The sequence below is a fragment of the Nocardia arthritidis NBRC 100137 genome (genome assembly GCF_001612765.1).
In the GTDB taxonomy this organism is placed as follows: Bacteria; Actinomycetota; Actinomycetes; order Mycobacteriales; family Mycobacteriaceae; genus Nocardia; species Nocardia arthritidis.
The window spans coordinates 192231-209534 of the sequence record NZ_BDBB01000008.1 but is presented as its reverse complement, the minus strand read 5'-3'; the positions used below and the strand labels follow the sequence as shown (position 1 = coordinate 209534).

At 66.9% G+C, this 17304-nt stretch carries 15 protein-coding genes and 1 pseudogene; 7 read left to right on the top strand and 9 right to left on the bottom strand.

Annotated elements, in window-relative coordinates:
- Positions 1-9: 9 nt before the first annotated feature.
- Complete coding sequence (locus NA8_RS08675; protein ID WP_063049852.1) at positions 10-996, top strand: aldo/keto reductase; 987 nt, start codon at positions 10-12, stop codon at positions 994-996.
- A 10-nt stretch (positions 997-1006) separates the two neighbouring features.
- On the opposite strand, the gene NA8_RS08670 is transcribed toward NA8_RS08675, so the two are convergent.
- The 5 genes from NA8_RS08670 to NA8_RS08650 form a co-directional block, all read right to left on the bottom strand.
- The gene (locus NA8_RS08670; protein WP_063049851.1) at positions 1007-2239 is read right to left on the bottom strand and encodes a cytochrome P450; all 1233 of its coding nucleotides are present in this window, start codon (positions 2237-2239) and stop codon (positions 1007-1009) included.
- A 17-nt stretch (positions 2240-2256) separates the two neighbouring features.
- Positions 2257-3354: an SDR family oxidoreductase gene (locus NA8_RS08665; RefSeq protein WP_063049881.1), complete on the bottom strand. Its 1098-nt coding sequence runs from the start codon at positions 3352-3354 to the stop codon at positions 2257-2259.
- 449 nt (positions 3355-3803) lie between these two features.
- Positions 3804-4466, bottom strand: coding sequence for a transcriptional repressor LexA (gene lexA, locus NA8_RS08660; RefSeq protein WP_063049850.1), 663 nt, complete (start codon positions 4464-4466; stop codon positions 3804-3806).
- Between the two features lie 29 nt (positions 4467-4495).
- Entirely contained in the window at positions 4496-5461 is a 966-nt protein-coding gene (locus NA8_RS08655) for a LysR family transcriptional regulator (protein ID WP_063049849.1), read from the bottom strand.
- A 318-nt stretch (positions 5462-5779) separates the two neighbouring features.
- On the bottom strand, positions 5780-6262 hold the full coding sequence (locus tag NA8_RS08650; protein WP_063049848.1) for a nitroreductase family deazaflavin-dependent oxidoreductase: 483 nt from the start codon (positions 6260-6262) through the stop codon (positions 5780-5782).
- Between the two features lie 149 nt (positions 6263-6411).
- On the opposite strand from NA8_RS08650, the pseudogene NA8_RS34935 reads away from it, so the two are divergent.
- A pseudogene (locus NA8_RS34935) lies at positions 6412-6561 on the top strand (zinc-binding dehydrogenase); the annotation flags it as partial.
- 56 nt (positions 6562-6617) lie between these two features.
- Here NA8_RS34935 and NA8_RS08645 read toward each other — a convergent pair.
- The gene (locus NA8_RS08645) at positions 6618-8411 is read right to left on the bottom strand and encodes a serine/threonine-protein kinase PknD (protein ID WP_063049847.1); all 1794 of its coding nucleotides are present in this window, start codon (positions 8409-8411) and stop codon (positions 6618-6620) included.
- A gap of 690 nt (positions 8412-9101) precedes the next feature.
- Here NA8_RS08645 and NA8_RS08640 point away from each other — a divergent pair.
- Entirely contained in the window at positions 9102-10421 is a 1320-nt protein-coding gene (locus NA8_RS08640; RefSeq protein ID WP_063049846.1) for a glycoside hydrolase family 1 protein, read from the top strand.
- A 37-nt stretch (positions 10422-10458) separates the two neighbouring features.
- Entirely contained in the window at positions 10459-10653 is a 195-nt protein-coding gene (locus tag NA8_RS08635; RefSeq protein ID WP_063049845.1) for a hypothetical protein, read from the top strand.
- 5 nt (positions 10654-10658) lie between these two features.
- On the opposite strand, the gene NA8_RS08630 is transcribed toward NA8_RS08635, so the two are convergent.
- Complete coding sequence (locus NA8_RS08630) at positions 10659-11567, bottom strand: NAD(P)H-dependent flavin oxidoreductase (protein ID WP_084466629.1); 909 nt, start codon at positions 11565-11567, stop codon at positions 10659-10661.
- Positions 11568-11703: 136 nt separating this feature from the next.
- A complete protein-coding gene (locus NA8_RS08625) occupies positions 11704-12399 on the bottom strand; it encodes a TetR/AcrR family transcriptional regulator (protein ID WP_063049843.1) in 696 nt (231 codons plus the stop codon).
- Between the two features lie 186 nt (positions 12400-12585).
- Here NA8_RS08625 and NA8_RS08620 point away from each other — a divergent pair, with 186 nt between their 5' ends.
- The 3 genes from NA8_RS08620 (at position 12586) to NA8_RS08610 (ending at position 16594) form a co-directional block, all read left to right on the top strand.
- Positions 12586-14307: an FAD-dependent oxidoreductase gene (locus tag NA8_RS08620; RefSeq protein WP_063049842.1), complete on the top strand. Its 1722-nt coding sequence runs from the start codon at positions 12586-12588 to the stop codon at positions 14305-14307.
- 131 nt (positions 14308-14438) lie between these two features.
- A complete protein-coding gene (locus NA8_RS08615; RefSeq protein ID WP_063049841.1) occupies positions 14439-16031 on the top strand; it encodes a serine hydrolase in 1593 nt (530 codons plus the stop codon).
- A gap of 122 nt (positions 16032-16153) precedes the next feature.
- Positions 16154-16594, top strand: a complete 441-nt coding sequence (locus NA8_RS08610; RefSeq protein ID WP_063049840.1) for a hypothetical protein — start codon at positions 16154-16156, stop codon at positions 16592-16594.
- Between the two features lie 131 nt (positions 16595-16725).
- Here the strand turns inward: NA8_RS08610 and NA8_RS08605 are convergent, their stop codons facing one another.
- Positions 16726-17109, bottom strand: coding sequence for a VOC family protein (locus NA8_RS08605; protein WP_063049839.1), 384 nt, complete (start codon positions 17107-17109; stop codon positions 16726-16728).
- Between the last annotated feature and the right edge of the window lie 195 nt (positions 17110-17304).

Sequence of the window (17304 nt, the reverse complement as noted above, 5' to 3'; positions counted from 1 at the left end):
GAGTTCTCAGTGGACACACGCCGCGTGGGTAGCTTGACCGTTGGTGCTCAGGGCCTTGGCTGCGCGGGGATGAGCGAGTTCTACGGAGTCACCGACGACGACGAATCGGCGGCGACCATCCACCGCGCACTGGATCTCGGTGTCACACTCCTCGATACCGCCGACATCTACGGCAGGGGCGCCAACGAGGAGTTGATCGGCCGGGTGATCGCCGGGCGCCGCGACGAGGTGATGATCGCGACGAAGTTCGGTCTCGTCCGCGCCGACGACGGATACGCCAGAACTGTGCGCGGAGACGCTCGTCATGTGCGACATGCGTGCGAGGATTCGCTACGACGCCTCCGCGTGGACCATATCGATCTGTACTACCAACACCGCGTGGATCCGACGGTACCGATTGAAGAAACCGTTGCCGCAATGGCGGAGTTGGTGACTCAGGGCAAGGTCCGCGAGCTGGGTCTGTCCGAGGCCGGGACGGCGACCATTCGGCGAGCGCACGCGACCCATCCGATTGCCGCCGTGCAGTGCGAGTGGTCACTGTGGACCCGCGATCTCGAGCACGACGGCGTCCTGAGCACGTGCCGGGAACTCGGCGTCGGCCTGGTGGCGGCCTCTCCGCTCGGTCGCGGCTTCCTGACCGGGCGGTTCACCTCGGCCGCGGACTTCGGACCGCTGGACTTCCGGAGGATCACGCAACCGAGGTTCGCCGACGGGAATCTGGAACGCAACCTACCGATCACGGCCCGATTGCGGGCGCTCGCCGACCGGTATGGCGTGACCACGGCTCAGCTGGCGCTGTCATGGGTGCATCACCGAGGCCAGGACGTGGTGGCGATTCCCGGAACCAAGCGCCGATCCTATTTGGAGGAGAACGTCGGTGCGGCCGGGCTCGCCCTGTCCGCCACGAATCTCGCCGCGATCGAGGCGGCGGTACCCAGGTCCGGGGTCGTCGGGGAGCGCTGCGATCCCGCGATGGCCCGCCAACTGGGCCTGTGACGCCGGCCGGTCACGCTGTCTCCCTGCGGTCGGCGCGGCATGGGCCGAAACCCACCAGCAGCGAGTCCAAGGACCGGACGGACAAGTTCTCCCGCCACCGGATCTCCTCACCGGCGAGCAGGACAACGGGCGCGGCCCGGCACAGCTCCTCGAGCACGATCTCTGCCTCCATTTGTGCGAGCGTGGAGCCAGGGCAGGTGTGGGTCGAATGGCCGAACGCGAGGTGACGGTCGCTACCGCGTCCGATATCGAAACGATCCGGTTCCGGGAAGGCCGAGGGATCACGGTTGGCCGCGCCGGCGTGGAAGTAGATGAGGCTGCCCTTGCCGATCCGTGTGCCCCGCAGCGTCAACTCCGCCGTCGCCATGCGGGAGATCCGCTGGACCGGGCTCTCGAATCGGAGGACTTCCTTGACCGCGTTGCGGATTCCGCTCGGGTCTCGACGCAATTGTTCGAATTGCTCCGGATGCCGCAGCAGCAGCAGTATCCCGTTGCCGATCAGATTGCTCGTGGTCTCGAATCCGGCGAAGACCATCATCAGGCAGACTGCGACGATGTCGTCGTCGCTCAGTGATGGGTCGTCGACCAAAGCGCTCAGTAGATCCGCGCGCTGTTTCCTGCGCCGGGCGCGCACCAGTGGGCGCAACAGGTCGGTCGTCTGCCGAACGGTGTCCATCGCGGCCTCCGCCCGAGGCAGATAGGCATGGGGCGCCGCCCCGAAGAAATCGACGATGTCGACAGCGCACCGCTTGAGCAACTCGACCATGTTGTCGGGTACGCCGAGGATCCGCGATGTGACGTACAGCGGAAGCGGCAGGGCCAGATCCGCGATGACGTCCATGCCGCCGCGTTCCACCGCCCCACGCAGAATGGTCCGCGCGGTATCGCGTATCAGCGGTTGGAAACCGGCGACGATCGTCGGTCTCATCGCACGCGTGACCGGCGTGCGCAACCGCGCGTGCTCACGGTGGTCCAACATCAGCGGCCAACGGCGCAGCACCCGGGACAGGGGCTCGAACCGGTCCCGCTGCTCCGCGGGGAACTGCGCGAGGCGTGGGCTGATCCGGTCCGCGGAGATCGCCGGATGGGCCAACCCGAAGCGCACATCCTCATACCGAGTGACCACCCAGGCATGGAGCTGCTCGCTGAATGTCACCGGCCGGTTCTCGCGCAACCTGCCGAGTACAGGGTATGGATCGGTTCTGGCCTGAGCGCTGAGCAGATCATACGCGGCCTCCGCCATGGTTTCCCTCCTCGAGATCAAGTCCAGGAGGAGGCCGCTGGTACGGCTCCCACGCCTGCCATCAGGTAGTCGTAGTCGACGCGGACCGACGAGGAGGGCCCGCCGAGCAGCGCGACGATCCGGGTGTCGTCATATCGGCGACGGTGGCTCAACATTCCCGAAGTGGGTGTTCTGTCGAGGAACGCTTCCAGCGCGGTCCGCTCGGTGGTCGGTGCCGCTCCGATCACCAGCCGCAGCGGAGCCAGCGCCTCCATGACGTCCATCAGCACCCGCACCGGGACGTCATGGCCGTGCACGACGTGGTATGTCTCCACCCGGCCGGTGTGCTCGAGGTCGGTCAACCGCGCCATGACCTGCGCGGCCCGCTCCACCGGCACGAAGTTCAGGTGCGCCTGTGGATGACCGATGGCGCGCACGACCGTTCGGGATGCCCCGGACGTTGTCGGGCACAAGCGCCCGACGGCCGCCCGGATGGTCCGACCCAGAGGCAACAGGGGATGCGGCGGTAGACCCGCCTGCGGGGGGCGGTTCGTCACCAATATGCTGGGCCGCACCACAACAGCTGGCCGACCGTAGCGGCGGGACCACGTTCGTATCAGTGTTTCCGCCTCGAATTTCGTCTGCTCGTACGCGTTCTCGAAACCGGCCGTCCCGTCCAGCTCCGACTCGTACACCACGCCATCGCGTCGTGCGCCCGCTACGAATGCGGTGCTGACGTGGCACAGCAAGGGTTGACGTTCCCCGGCGGACACCAGATCGAGTACGTGGCGGGTGCCGGCGACATTGACCGGGCGCAGCGCACTCAGATCGTCGTGCATTTTGATACTTGCGGCGCTGTGCCATACGACGTCGATCGCATCGGCCAAGTCGCGGAACGCCGCAGGGGAAAGACCGAGTCGTGGCGACGACACGTCCGACTCGACTATGCGGATCCGGCGGGGCAGCGCATCGATCAGGCTGCGCGGTTCCCCTACGAGCTGGAGGAATTGCGTGATGCGATCCAGCGCGGCCGGATCGCGAGTCAACACGACGAGGTCGTGATTACGAGCAAGTAGCTCGCGAACGAGGTGAAGACCGAGAAAGCCGGTCGCACCGGTTATGGCGACAGAAGACATGTCGACCTCCGCTGGCAGCAAGAGCAGTGCAAGACTACAGGCTCAACCGATATATGTCCTTCATTGGCGCACAACGGAATAGGACGAAAACTCGCGCAGTCACCGTCGTCCACCTCGGCGGGCCCCCGCCTGTGGTGGCCAGGGTCCGTGATCGCCCTGCGCGTCGTCGAGGTCACGTCGCAGACGGTTCCGGGCCGACATGACCGGCGGCGAGCAAATGTCGCAAGTGATCCGAAAACAACACCGGCGGACCCGCCACCCCGACCGGCCGGTTACAGCATCAACCTTCCTGGACGCGGCACCAGGCGCAGCTTTCGTCGGCTTGCTCGAACCCGGCGCCGGGAGGCGTCCGAACAAACTCCGAACAAACTCCGACATGCCGTTCAGGGTACGGCGACCGCCACCGCACGGGCCCGACTGCCACCTCCCGCGGAAAGAAATCGCCGAGGTCAGACGCGCCGCATCACCGACACGACCTTGCCGAGCACGACCGCTTCGTCGCCGTCGATCACCGCGTAGGCCGGGTTGCGCGGCTCCAGGTACACATGACCGTTGCGCCGCCGGTACACCTTCACCGTCGCCTCTCCATCGATCATCGCCGCGACGATCTCGCCGGAATGCGCCTCGTGCTGCCTGCGCACCACCACGAGATCGCCATCGCAGATGGCCGCATCGATCATCGAATCGCCGCGTACCCGCAGCCCGAACACCGTGCCGCGCCCGACCAGCTCGCGCGGCAACGTCATCGTGTCCTCGGCGTGCTCCTCGGCCAGGATCGGAGCGCCCGCCGCGATGTCACCGACCACCGGCACCGCCACCGAATCCTCCGCGACCTCCCGCCGCGCGGGCGTGTGCAGAAACATCCGCACGTCGATCGGCCGCGACACCGTCCGGCTACGGCGCAGGAAACCGCGCTCCTCCAGGCTCTTCAGATGCTTCGACACCGACGACGCCGACCGCAGCCCCACCGCGTCACCGATCTCGCGCGTGTTCGGCGGATACCCGTGCCGGACAACCCAGTCCCGAATCGTGGCGAGAATCCGCTGCTGGCGCGGTGGTAACGTCGAGGTGTCGAGATGCTCGAACGCGTCGAGCGGGTCGAATCCGGTCACCCGGGGAATGGTAGAGGCACGAGCGGACACTATCGCCCTGCCACCGCACCGGGCACGCCGAACAGCGCCTGATCGGAATCGGGAACCCAGCAGGCAGCGGCCGTATCTCGGTTGTAGTTGTCCGCCACGTGCTCGACCAAATGCCGCAGTCCCGGATGCCGGTTACCCGCCGACCACAACAACGCCAGCGGATAGGCGGGGGTCGGATCGACGATCATCAGGCGCCGCACGTTCGGATGCCACGGCGTCTGGCCCCCGTCTCCGCTGAACGTCGTCAACGACGACGAGTCCGCGATACGTTCGACGATCTCGGCCATCCCCACCAGCGGCCCCCTGGTGTCGACCGGAATCCCGCTGAACGCGCTGAGATCTCGGTAGAAGTCGGCCCACTCCGACGGCACGGCCGCACCGGGCACCCACACCGGCTGCCCGGCGATCTCGCGCAACGCGATCGTCGACCGGCCCGCGAACGGATGATCCTTACCCACCAGCAGATACAGCGGCTCCAAATACGCGGGAGCGGCGACGATATCGTCGGGCAGAGCCACCGGGCCGCCGTACGCGCGAGCGAGAGCCGCGTCGACGATGCCGCCGCGCAACGCTTCCCGCGAGGTCGTGATCATATTCGAGATGACGATCTCGGTGTCGCGGTGCGGATGACGCGCGAGGTAGAACTCCATCAAGTCGGTCGCGGCCATCCGTTTCCCCAGCACCGCAACCCGCAACGGCCGCACTACCTCGCGCACCGCCCGCACCGCGGCCTCGGAGCCCGCGAGCAGCGACCGCGCATACGGCAGCAACCGAGTACCGGCCGCGGTGGGCACACTGCCGCCGTGCCCGCGGTCGACCAGCGCCGTTCCCAGCTGTGACTCGAGCTTCGCGATCCGCTTGGACACCGCCTGCTGGCTGATCCCCAGTACCGCGGCCGCGTGACCGAACTGCTGCTCCTCCACCACCACGACGAACGCGCGCACCGCCGCGAGATCCAGATCCATCCACCACCTCCGGGCACAACCTTACGTTGTCCCCATCCCGGGTCCCCATGTTCTATAGCGACCGTCATCGCTGCTCAAATGATCGCACCAATCATGATCAGCCAACACAGCTTACAACCATTCGGTGTTAATCCGATCGGTCCTGTGATCGCTGGAGAACCGAATGACAGCGTCCTTCGTCCACCTGCCCGACCACACCGAATTCAATGCTCGACAGCGCGGCGAAAGTCGGCCCGATCCATCCAGAAGCGGAGCAACTCGGCGGGCCCGCCATCGGCCACAAGGACACCTGGCCGCCACTGGTTTCCGATGCCACTGTCAGTCGGATACGCGGCGCAGCTCGAAGATTCGAAACACCCGGCCGCCGGACAGTTCGTACTCCATGGCGTAGCCGGGCCAGAACTCGACCGCCAGATCCCAGAAGCGCTTACGCTCCACGCCGGTGATCTCGCGCACCGCGGCAAGGAACTGCTCGCCCTTGTGCCGGACCGAAGCGGTTTGCGCCGCACGCAGATTCGCCGACCAGGCCGGATGCTTCGGACCGCCCCAATTCGAGCCGAGGACGATGAAGTCCGCACCGTGCGGCACGTAGAGCAACGATGTGGTGCGCGGGATCCCCGTCTTCCGCCCCGGCACGGTGACCTCGACGGACGGCAGCCCTGCCAGATCCAAGACGCCTTTTCGCCCGCCGCTCGCCCGCCGGACCAAGCGTTCGACCCGCACTACGACCGGCGCCGACCGCATGACCCAGCGCCGCTGGGCGAGCCGTCTAGCCAGAACCGGCACCGGATTAGAGACCATCACAGGACACCTTCCCGTAGCGAACTCCGCAACCTGGCGGGCGCAACAACAGATCTAACACCTCGTAGTCCGCATACCCCACGTTTCTGGACTTGCGGGTCCATTCGTCGGCGCGGCGCCCGTCGTGAACCTGCGCAACCTGCCCCGCAGTGTCAGGATCTGCTGCTCAATGGTTCGCGATCAGATCCCGACTCGCAGGGCGTTGCCGCGGCGCGGAGCTCTCCGACCTGATCCGGGATGGGCGGTTGGAGATCGAGATCGCTCGGCGTTACCCGCTCGCGGACGCCGCGCAGGCTCATCGCGACATACGCGCTCTGGCAGGTGCGCTAGGTCTGAAACCGACAGAGTTGCGGGGTCAACCGACCGGAAGTTTCACCACCGAATTGGGGCCCAGGTCGGTGATGTATACGTTGCCCGCAGTGTCGACCGCCACCCCCTGGGGGTTCTTCAGGCCGGTGAACGGCAGCGGCGTCGGCGTCGACGCGCCCGCCGCCAACCTCACCACCCATTTGTTACCCCAGTCGACGACATACAGGTCTCCCGCCCCGTCGACGGCCACACCCTGGGGGTCTTTGAGGCCGATGAATGGCAACGTAGTCGACTCCGGCGCGCCCGGCGCCAACCTCAACACCCGCTCGGTACCCAATTCGGTGACATATACGTTGCCCGCATTGTCGACCGCCACACCCTGGGGATCTCGGAGCCCCGTGAACGGTAGCGTCGTCGGCGCCGGCGCGCCCGCCGCCAACCTCAACACCCGATCATTACCCCAGTCCGCGACGTACACGTCTCCCGCCGCGTCAACTGCCACACCCTGGGGGTTCTTCAGGCCGGTGAACGGCAGCGGGGCCGGCGCGGACGCGCCCGCTGCCAATTTCACGACCCGATCGTTACTCGTATCGCTTACGTAAACGTTGCCCGCCGTGTCGACCACCACACCCTGGGGATTATTCAGGCCGGTGAACGGCAGCGGCGTCGGCGCGGACGCGCCCGCCGCCAACCTCAACACCCGATCGTTGCCCATGTCGGTGACGTATATGCTGCCGGCCGTGTCGACCGCCACATCGGTGGGCAGGCTGACTCCGGTGAACGGCAGCGAAGTCTGAGCCGAGGCGTCCGACGTGGGCGAGTTGCCATCGCCGCCCGAGCCCCGTTGGACACCGGCGACGACAGCTACGACGGCCACCACCGTCACCGCGACCGTGGCGGCGAGCAGCATAGCGGTCTTGCGCGACAATCCGATTCGCCACCAACGGCGCGCAGCCGCGCCCGGGGCGTTGCCGGCCACGACACCGTCCACCGCGGCGCAGGCGGCCGTGGCCAGCTCGCGCACGGTCTGGTAACGATCGTCCGGATTTTTGGCCATTCCTTTGGCGATAACCGCATCGAACGCAGTCGGTACATCGGGCGTACTGGCGCTGGGACGTGGTGGAGGGCTGTGTAGGTGATGGGCGATCACACCCTGCGGCCCCGATGCGCTCACAAACGGCGGCCGGCCGGTCAGGCACTCATACAGCACGCACGTCAACGCGTATACGTCCACTCGGCCATCGGCCTTGACCTCGGTGCTGATCTCCTCCGGCGCCATGTATGCCACGGTGCCGATGGTCTCGCCGAGAGTGGTCAGCGTACGGTCATCGGCGGCGTGGGCGATCCCGAAATCGATCAGGGAGGCGAACTCATCACCGCTCAGCAGAATGTTGGAAGGTTTGACATCGCGGTGGACTAGCCCGGCTTCGTGGGCAGCCTGTAGCGCGCCGGCCACCTGTGCGGTGATCGCCACCGCCCGCCGCGGCGACAGGCGCCCTTCGCGGGTGATCACCGTGCGCAGGTCGGTGCCCTCGATCAACCGCATGTTCAAATAGAGCCGACCGTCGATATCGCCGAAGTCATGGATGGGAATCACGTGCGGCTCGGTCAACTGCGCCACCGCCCGGCACTCCCGGCGGAACCGCTCGCGCAGTTGCTCGTCATCGGCGAAGCGCTCGGGCAGCACCTTCAGCGCCACCACCCGATTGGTCAGCGAATCATGCGCCCGCCACACCTGGCCCATGCCGCCCTGACCCAGCAGCGACAGAAGCCGATAGCGTCCGAACGCCTCGGCTGAATCCTTTGTGGCGTCCCCGCCACCCATCAATGTGTCATCCATTGCGCCGTCTCATAACCGCCCGACTGGCAAACGGTGTACTCGAATTGCATTTCGACCCCGCCTGAGCAGGAGCCCCACGCGCGTTGATTCAGCCGGGGCCGGACAGTCCGGATTCGGGCGGGAGAAGCCCCAGCCATGCCCGTTGACAAATACGCGGATGAACACCGCCCGGACACCGGTGCGAGCGCACGGATCGTTCCCATGAACGCCAATAACCTGTCGCTAGTTCAGTGTACCTCGGTGTACCTCGGTGTACCTCGAACCCATTCGACCGACCTCGTGAAGACGGTGATCTGCGACGTCGCCACCAGCAGCAGCTCCCGAACACTCAACCAAGTCCCGAGAGAACGCCGACCCACCTCTCTCCCTCTTTGCTTTGTTTTTGGATGCTGGCGTGAACGCAAGGCGAATTTGTGTGGCCGAATTTTTCACATAGTTGAATGCGCATATCTACGTAGCATTATGTTTTTCCACCGCGCTGGGAGATGCGATGCCATGCACGGCTCAACTCCTCCATGTAATTTGCCCGGCGAGCAGGCGGCGGGGAACGAGCGTCCCATCTCCTTTGACACCTTCCCCGTCTTCAAGAAAACGGACAATCGACCAGTTACCCTGTCCCCCGTGGTACTCGCCCCGTCCATGCGCCGGAGGTCCGCGAGCGCCCGTCGCCCCTCCCGGAACAGGAGTCCGATGCGTTCCCACCCCCGCCGCGTCTGGGCCGCCCTCGCGGCTGTCGCCGCCGTCTTGCTCGGAGTCGCCGCTCCGGCCGCAGCTCGGCCCGCGCCACCCGCCGTGGTCACGCCGATGGGCCCGGATTTTCTCTGGGGCGTCGCCGCGTCGGGGTACCAGTCGGAAGGCCATGCACCGGACAGCAACTGGTCCCGTTACGTTGCGTCCGGGAAAACATCGGACCCGTACCGGGATTCGATCGACTTCTATACGCGCTACCGCTCGGACATCGCCCTCGCGGCGGGCCTGGGTGTGAAGGTGTACCGCATCGGCATCGAGTGGGCTCGGCTCCAGCCGGAGCCGGGCAAGTGGGACCCCGAGGGGTTGCGGTTCTACGACAACGTCGTCGCCGCGATCACGGCTGCGGGCATGCGCCCCATGATCACCATCGACCACTGGGTCTATCCGGGTTGGGCGGTGGACCGCGGCGGCTGGAACAACGCGGGCATCGTCGAGGACTGGCTGGCCAACGCACGCACGGTCGTCGATCGATACTCCCCGTACGAGCCGCTGTGGGTCACCTTCAACGAGCCGACCTTCTACTTGGTGAACGAACTGCGCAACGGCGGCCTGCCGCCCGCCGCCACGCCTGCGATGCAGGATCGAATCGCCCAGGCGCACAACAACATCTACGACTACATTCACAGCGTTCAGCCGGACGCCATGGTGACCAGCAATGTCGCCTATATCCCGGCCGCCGAGGACATGGTGAACAAGCCACTGGTGGACAGGATCGGCGCCCAGCTCGACTACATCGGCATCGACTACTACTACGGCCTCTCCCCCGACAGCCTCACCACCACGGGCAATCTCGCCGAGTTGTGGAAGAATCCGCTCCAGCCGGAAGGCATCTACTACGCACTGCAGCACTATGCGCGCCAGTTCCCCGGCAAGCCGCTCTACATCGTGGAGAACGGAATGCCCACCGAGAACGGCCTGCCACGGGCGGACGGATACGGGCGTGCCGACTCCCTGCGTGACACCGTTTACTGGCTGCAGCGCGCCAAGGCCGACGGCATCAACCTGATCGGCTACAACTACTGGAGCCTCACCGACAATTACGAGTGGGGGTCCTACACACCACGTTTCGGCCTGTACACGGTCGACGTCCTTACCGATCCGGCACTGACGCGTAAGCCCACGGACGCCGTGGCCGCCTACACGGACATCACCCGGGCCGGCGGCGTCGCGCCCGGGTACCGGCCGACCCACGCGCCGAAGGATTGTTCCTTCGTGGACGGGCCGGCAAGCTGCTCCGATCCGGTTACCGTGCCGGAGTGAGAGACCGAAGCCGCATGTCGGCGAGTGGCGGTAGGCGATGAACGACGATCCCGTCGCGGTACTCCGGCGCTGGACCGACGCGGGCGGGGTCTGGCGGGTCACCGGGCGCCGATCCGGTTCGGTCACCGTCGCGCTCTACCAATGCACCGGCGGTGAGGAGGTCGATCGGCTGACCTCTTCCGACCCCGAGTTGATCCGCTGGCTCGGCGACCGGACCAGCAGCGAGGACTGAACCACTCAGCCCGCGACCGATCCCGTCGCCCCTGACCACAGCCGCTGCAGCACCTGCGCGGCCGGTTCCACGCTGGTGACCGAACCGACGCTCGAGCCCGCGTCGATCGGCGCCACGGCCGGATCGTTCGCGGCGAGAGCGGCCATGAGCGCGTGCTTGGCAGCCGCATCGGTGGCGAGTTCCCCTTCCCGTCCGGTCCATCGGTCGGTGAATCCGGTGCGCAGCACTCGCGCGGGAAACCGAGCCGGCCATGGCAATTCCATCCCCACGTCGTAGGCCCGGGTGAGCACGGTGTCCGCACCGCGTGCGTCGAGCAGGGCTCGGCGGCCCGCGTCCGACAGCAGCGACTCCGAGCACGCCGCCAGGCAGGTCCCGAGCCATGCGCCACTCGCTCCCGCTCGGAGTACAGCGGCGAGATCCCGTGGCGCCCCGATGCCACCCGCCGCCAGCACCGGGACCGTCGCCACGTCCAGCACCTCGTCCAGCAGCGGCAGCAGCGGCGCGTTCACGGCGCCGTGTCCGCCACCCTCCACGCCGCGGGCCACGAGGACGCCGATGCCCGCGTCCTGCGCGCGCCGCGCGTCCTGCCCGCTGTAGACCTGGGTGGCGGGGATGATCCCCGCGTCCGCGACACGAGCCGCCCAATCCAGGTCCGCACCGAAGCTCACCGAGACCAAGGCGGGACGCGCGTCGATCGCGACCTCCAGCAGCCGCGGCTCCCGCGCGACCACCCAATCGACAAGACCGATGCCGAACGGCCCGTCCAGGCCCCGAATGTGCGGCAGTTCCCGCTCCAGCGCCGCGACCGATCCGGCGCTGCCCATCCCGATCATGCCCAGTCCACCGGCCGCGGTCACCGCCGCGGCGAGCCGTCCGCCCGCTACGCCGCCCATCGGCGCGTTGACCAGTGGCATCCGCACACCGATCCGGTGCGCCCATGCCGTCGCCGCACCGACATCGGGTGCGGGTGGCAGTTCGGAGAAAGTCACGCCACCCATCGCAACACACGCCGCCACGACCTATCGCGGACTCCCCCTTTGCGGGTGGGAATCACGCGCGGCGACCGAGCATGTCCAGCAGCCCGTCGAGTTGCAGTTCGAACAATTCGGCCCGGTCGGCGAAAGTGTCGGCGCCGTACATGTCGAAAACGTCCGCGCTCACCGCGCCGAACAGACCGACCCAGAATGTCACGCCGCGGACGATCAGCCAATCGGGCACCTCGAGCCGGAACTGGTCGCGAATTCGCGTGAAACTGCCCGCAAGAGCGGTGGATATTTGCGGCTCCGCCGCCGGAGCAACGAGTTCGCCCGCTCCGTATGCCCGAGCGAAGAGGGTAAGCATCGTGGCGATCACGCGGGTACCCGGGGCGATGGTCTCGGCAGCGGGTGCGTCGTAACCGGGGACCGGCGTGCCGAACAGCAACCCGTAGCGGGCGGGTTCGGCCAGCGCCCAGCGCCGTACCGTTCGCCCGAGCACGCGCAACCCGTCGATCGGATCGGCCTCGGCCGCCAGCGCGCCGTCGACCGCGTCGCCGAGCGCGTTGTAGCCGTCCACGACGAGCAGGGTCAGCAACTCGTCGCGACTGCGGACATATCGGTAGACCGCCGAGGAGACCACGCCGAGATCGCGCGCCACCGCACGCAGCGACAAGGCGGCGGCGCCGTCGGTCGCCAGGTGTTCGCGCCCGATCCGGACGATGTCGTTCATGGTCTGGGCCCTGGCACGGGCACGCGGTGTCGTGGGCATGACAAGACCATGCGTCATTTAGAGAGCGTTGTCAACTAATGAGAGCATCGCTCTAAAAACAGGCCGGGCAACTGCTGGCAAACCGAGTTACCGCAGCGATGCGCCGTTTCCAGCCGAGTTGCGGACCGCTACTTACCGGAGAGTAGTGTTAGCCGAGTCACTGGCGACACGATCGAGGAGTTCCACATGGACCAGCGGACGACGGATTTCGACGTGCTGATCGTCGGTTCGGGGTTCGGCGGCAGCGTCACCGCGCTCCGGCTGGTGGAGAAGGGTTACAAGGTCGGCGTGCTGGAGGCGGGCCGGCGCTTCGCCGACGACGAGTTGCCCGAGACCAGCTGGGAGCTGAAGAAGTTCCTGTGGGCGCCCGCGCTCGGCTGCTACGGAATCCAGCGCATCCATCCGCTGCGCAATGTACTCATCCTCGGCGGCGCGGGCGTCGGAGGCGGTTCGTTGAATTACGCGAACACCCTGTACGTGCCGCCGGAGCCGTTCTTCCGCGACGCACAGTGGCGTGACATCACCGATTGGCGCGACGAACTGACCCCCTACTACGAGCGCGCGCAGCAGATGCTCGGCGTGGTACGCAATCCGCACCTGACGCCCGCCGACGAGGTCTTCAAGGCCGTCGCCGACGACATGGGCGTCGGCGACACGTTCGTGCAGACTCCCGTCGGCGTGTTCTTCGGCGAGCCGGGCAAGACGGTGCCGGATCCGTACTTCGGCGGCGTCGGCCCCGAGCGAACCGGGTGCGTCGAGTGCGGCGACTGCATGGTGGGCTGCAAGTACGGCGCCAAGAACACCTTGGTGAAGAACTACCTCTACCTGGCGGAAAAGGCCGGCGCCGAGATCATTCCGATGACAACGGTTACCGAGCTGCGTCCGCATCCCGACGGCACTTGGGACGTGTCCACCGCCCGCACCGGCGCGTGGGTTCGCAAGCAGCCCCGGACGCTCACCGCTTCGCACGTCGTGCTCGCCGCCGGCACGCGCGGCACGCAGAAGCTGCTGTTCGCCATGCGCGACAAAGGGGTATTGCCGGACCTGTCCGATCGACTCGGCATGCTCACGCGCACCAACTCGGAATCGATCGTCGGCGCGGCCACCAAGAAGGTGCGCCCCGGCGTCGACTTCACCAAGGGCGTCGCGATCACCTCGTCCATCCATCCCACCCCGGACACCCACATCGAGCCGGTCCGCTACGGCAAGGGTTCCAACGCCATGGGCCTGCTCCAGACGCTCATGGTCGACGGCGGTGGGCGCATACCACGCTGGCTGCGCTTCCTGGGCCTGGTGCTGCGGCATCCGATGAACCTGCTCAGCTTCCTGAGCACCAGGAACTGGAGCGAACGGACCATCATCTCGCTGGTCATGCAGCACCTGGACAATTCGATCACCACCTACACCAAGCGCGGCCTGTTCGGCCGCAAGCTCACCAGCAGACAGGGCCACGGCGAGCCCAACCCGACCTGGATCCCGGTGGGCAACGACGTCACCAGGCGGGTGGCGGAGAAGATCGGCGGCATCGCGGGCGGTAGCTGGGGCGAGATCTTCAACATCCCGCTCACGGCCCATTTCCTGGGCGGAGCCGTGATCGGAGCCGACGCCGAGCACGGCGTGATCGACGCCTATCACCGCGTCTACGGCTACCCCACGCTCAGCGTGGTCGACGGCGCGGCGGTCTCGGCCAACCTGGGCGTCAACCCGTCGCTGACGATCACCGCGCAGGCCGAACGCGCGGCGGCATACTGGCCCAACAAGGGCGAGGTGGACGCCCGCCCCCTAGTGGGCACCGGATACCGGCGCATCGCTCCCATCGCACCGGTGAACCCGGTCGTTCCGGCGAGTTCGCCCGCGGCGCTGGTGCTTCCGATCGTGCAGATCCGGGAGACACCCGCCGCCGGGTAGGTCAGCCGCCGGTCCCGTCCGGGCGGGCTCAAAGAAACGCGGTCGCTGACGACAGAACATGCCGCACAGCTATCTCCCCTCAACTAGCCTTTATCTGGTCTTTTGTCGCTACGACAGCCAGGAGGCGACCGATGAGCACACGGTGGCGCGGATGGATCGGTCCCCCGGCGATGGCGGTCATTCTCGCGTTGAGCGCGTGCGGCGGCGACGAAGCGGACTCCTCCGAGGTGGGAGCGCCGTCCGGTTCCACGGTGATGCCCGACCGGTTCGCCGGTGTGCCGATACCGGACGGACGGATCGATGGTGCCGTGGGCGAGCTGGACGACCTCGCCGAGAGCCTGCTCACCTCTTCGGGTATTCCCGGTATGGCGGTCGCCGTCGTGCACGGTGGGAAAGTGTTGTACACCAGGGGCTTCGGCGTCCGCGACATCGTCACCGAGGAGAAGGTGGACCCGGATACGGTCTTCCAGCTCGCGTCGCTGTCCAAACCGGTCGGAGCGACGGTCGTGGCCCGCCGCATCGCCGCGGGGGGTGTCGAATGGGACACGCCGGTGCACCGGCTGCTGCCCTCCTTCGCGCTCGCCGATCCCTACGTCACCGAGCACGTCACGATCGGCGACCTGTACGCACACCGCTCCGGGCTGCCCGATCACGCGGGTGACCTGCTGGAGGACCTCGGCTACGACCGCGGGCAGATTCTCGACCGGCTCCGGCTGTTGCCGCTGGGCGCCTTCCGGGACTCCTACGAATACACCAATTTCGGGCTGACCGCGGCAGCTGTCGCCGTCGCCAGCGCGGCGGGAACCGACTGGGAGACGTTGTCCGAACAGACGATCTATCGCCCCCTCGGCATGACATCGACCAGCTCCCGCTACGCCGACTTCGCGGTTCGCGCGAACCGGGCCGAGGGGCACGTTCTAATCGACGGGAAGTACGAGCCGGCCAATCCCCAGCGTCAACCGGACCCCCAGTCTCCGGCGGGAGGGGTCAGTTCCTCGGTGGCCGACCTGGCCAAATGGATGACAATGGTGCTCGCGAACGGGTCCGCGGGTGGCACCGCCCTGGTGCCACCGGAGGATCTTCTGCCCGCCATCTCCCCGCAGGCGGTGTCGGCGCCACCGAAGACGCCGGACGCGCGCGCCGGGTTCTACGGATTCGGTTTCAACGTCAGCGATTCCGCCTCGGGCCGGGTCGTACTCGGTCACTCGGGGGCATTCGGCCTCGGTGCGGGCACAGCGTTCACCCTCATTCCCTCCGCCGACGTCGGCATCGTGACACTCACCAACGCGGCGCCGATCGGCGTGCCGGAAACGCTCAACGCGGAGTTCGCCGACCTGGTCCAGTTCGGGAAGATCCAGCAGGACTGGCGCTCGCTCTATCGAACAGCATTCCAGCCGCTGGGCGCCCCGGCAGGGGCGCTGGCAGGCAAGCAGCCGCCCGCCGACCCCGCTCCCGTCCGACCGTCCGCCTCGTATACGGGCATCTACGACAATCCCTACTACGGTCCGGCGACCGTCGCCGCCACCGGCAATTCCCTGACCCTCAGCCTGGGCCCGAACAACATGACCTTCCCACTGAAGCACTGGGATGGCGACACTTTCGTCTTCACACCGGCCGGGGAAAACGCCAACCGCGGCTCGGTCTCCCGGGCGACCTTCGAGGGCGGCAAGCTCACTCTCGAGTACTACGACACCGAACACCTCGGCGTGTTCACCCGAAGATGACTTCGCCGTCGTAAACCCGCGGCCAGGGTGTGTGCCCCCTCCCCGGGCGCTGGTGGACCACTCTCCGAGGGTTTGCTGCCGACAGTTCCGGGAAGTCGCTGAATGCAGGAGAGGAGGCAGTGATGACCGAACCGAACGAGACCTATGACCCGCCGCAGGACACGGGCGCACCCGACTCGGTCGAATCCGATCCGGCGGCGCTCAACAGCGCCGAGGATCTCGACGAGGACCGACTGCGTTCCGACCCGCTTGAGGCCGGAATGGACCCACCGGAACACTGGAGCGGCGTCACGAAGTACGGCGTGACAGCGTGGGAGCAAGCTCATCCGCGGCCGATCGAGGACCGGCTCGCCGAGGAGGAGCCGGACGTCGATCCGAACCGCGCCCCCGAGACGGAGGAAAGCGGGAGACTCGAGGACGACGACCACAGGCTGAGAGACATCACCTCCGACAGCGACCGCGTGCCTGTCGACCATCCTTACGAGGAGCAGATCGGTGTCGCGGCCGACGTCGCGGGCGGATCGGTGGCCGACGACATCCGTCGGCCGGCGCCGCCCCAATGAGAGACGGGTTCGAGGTTGATCGGCCGGCACTCGCCACGCCCTGGCCGATCCCCCACCCAGGGTATTCATCGCATAGCGCGCGATCGTTGCGAAAGTGACAGGCCGGGCAGTGCGCCCGGCCTGTCCGCTGCTCACTCGTCCGAGAGCCATACCAGACAGAACGTGTGCCCCACCGGATCGGCGTAAACACGGAACGCTCCGCCGGTTTCGCCTTGCACGAGTGTCGCCCCCAAGGCGAGCGCCGCCGGTTCGGCTTGCTCGATGTCGTCCACCAACACGTCGAAATGAACCTGCTGAGACGCCTCGGGGTCCGGGAAACGCGGCGGTTTGTACTGCGGCGCCGTCTGAAACGCGATGCGCCTGCCCGAGGTCTCGACCAGCACCACCCAGTCGTCGTCATCGTCCTCTAGCAGGTCTCCCCCGAGCAGGTCCCGGTAGAACCGGGCGAGTTTTCGCGGTTCGGGGCAGTCCAGCACGACGCTGCGCAACTGTCCGACGGCATTGTTCGATGTCATACTCCGACCTCCTGACCTACGCCATTCGTCGTTGCCTACCCGCCCCGACCGGCGACAAACTCGGCAGCACAAGCAAGCTCACCCCCATGCCTCCGGGATGCGAACGCACGATCCGGCGCCGACCGACCGAACGCAACGGCCCGCCCGGCGTCACGCTTCCGCCGGACGGGCCGCTTCCCCGTTCGCCATGCGACG

Coding starts and splice junctions, on each gene's coding strand:
- NA8_RS08670 (WP_063049851.1), bottom strand. CDS start 2,239: ATGGCGGAGGCCGCGTATGATCTGCTCAGCGCTCAGGCCAGAACCGAT.
- NA8_RS08665 (WP_063049881.1), bottom strand. CDS start 3,354: ATGTCTTCTGTCGCCATAACCGGTGCGACCGGCTTTCTCGGTCTTCAC.
- NA8_RS08655 (WP_063049849.1), bottom strand. CDS start 5,461: ATGGATCTGGATCTCGCGGCGGTGCGCGCGTTCGTCGTGGTGGTGGAG.
- NA8_RS08650 (WP_063049848.1), bottom strand. CDS start 6,262: ATGGTCTCTAATCCGGTGCCGGTTCTGGCTAGACGGCTCGCCCAGCGG.
- NA8_RS08645 (WP_063049847.1), bottom strand. CDS start 8,411: ATGGATGACACATTGATGGGTGGCGGGGACGCCACAAAGGATTCAGCC.
- NA8_RS08640 (WP_063049846.1), top strand. CDS start 9,102: ATGCGTTCCCACCCCCGCCGCGTCTGGGCCGCCCTCGCGGCTGTCGCC.
- NA8_RS08635 (WP_063049845.1), top strand. CDS start 10,459: ATGAACGACGATCCCGTCGCGGTACTCCGGCGCTGGACCGACGCGGGC.
- NA8_RS08630 (WP_084466629.1), bottom strand. CDS start 11,567: ATGCCACTGGTCAACGCGCCGATGGGCGGCGTAGCGGGCGGACGGCTC.
- NA8_RS08625 (WP_063049843.1), bottom strand. CDS start 12,399: ATGCCCACGACACCGCGTGCCCGTGCCAGGGCCCAGACCATGAACGAC.
- NA8_RS08620 (WP_063049842.1), top strand. CDS start 12,586: ATGGACCAGCGGACGACGGATTTCGACGTGCTGATCGTCGGTTCGGGG.
- NA8_RS08615 (WP_063049841.1), top strand. CDS start 14,439: ATGAGCACACGGTGGCGCGGATGGATCGGTCCCCCGGCGATGGCGGTC.
- NA8_RS08610 (WP_063049840.1), top strand. CDS start 16,154: ATGACCGAACCGAACGAGACCTATGACCCGCCGCAGGACACGGGCGCA.
- NA8_RS08605 (WP_063049839.1), bottom strand. CDS start 17,109: ATGACATCGAACAATGCCGTCGGACAGTTGCGCAGCGTCGTGCTGGAC.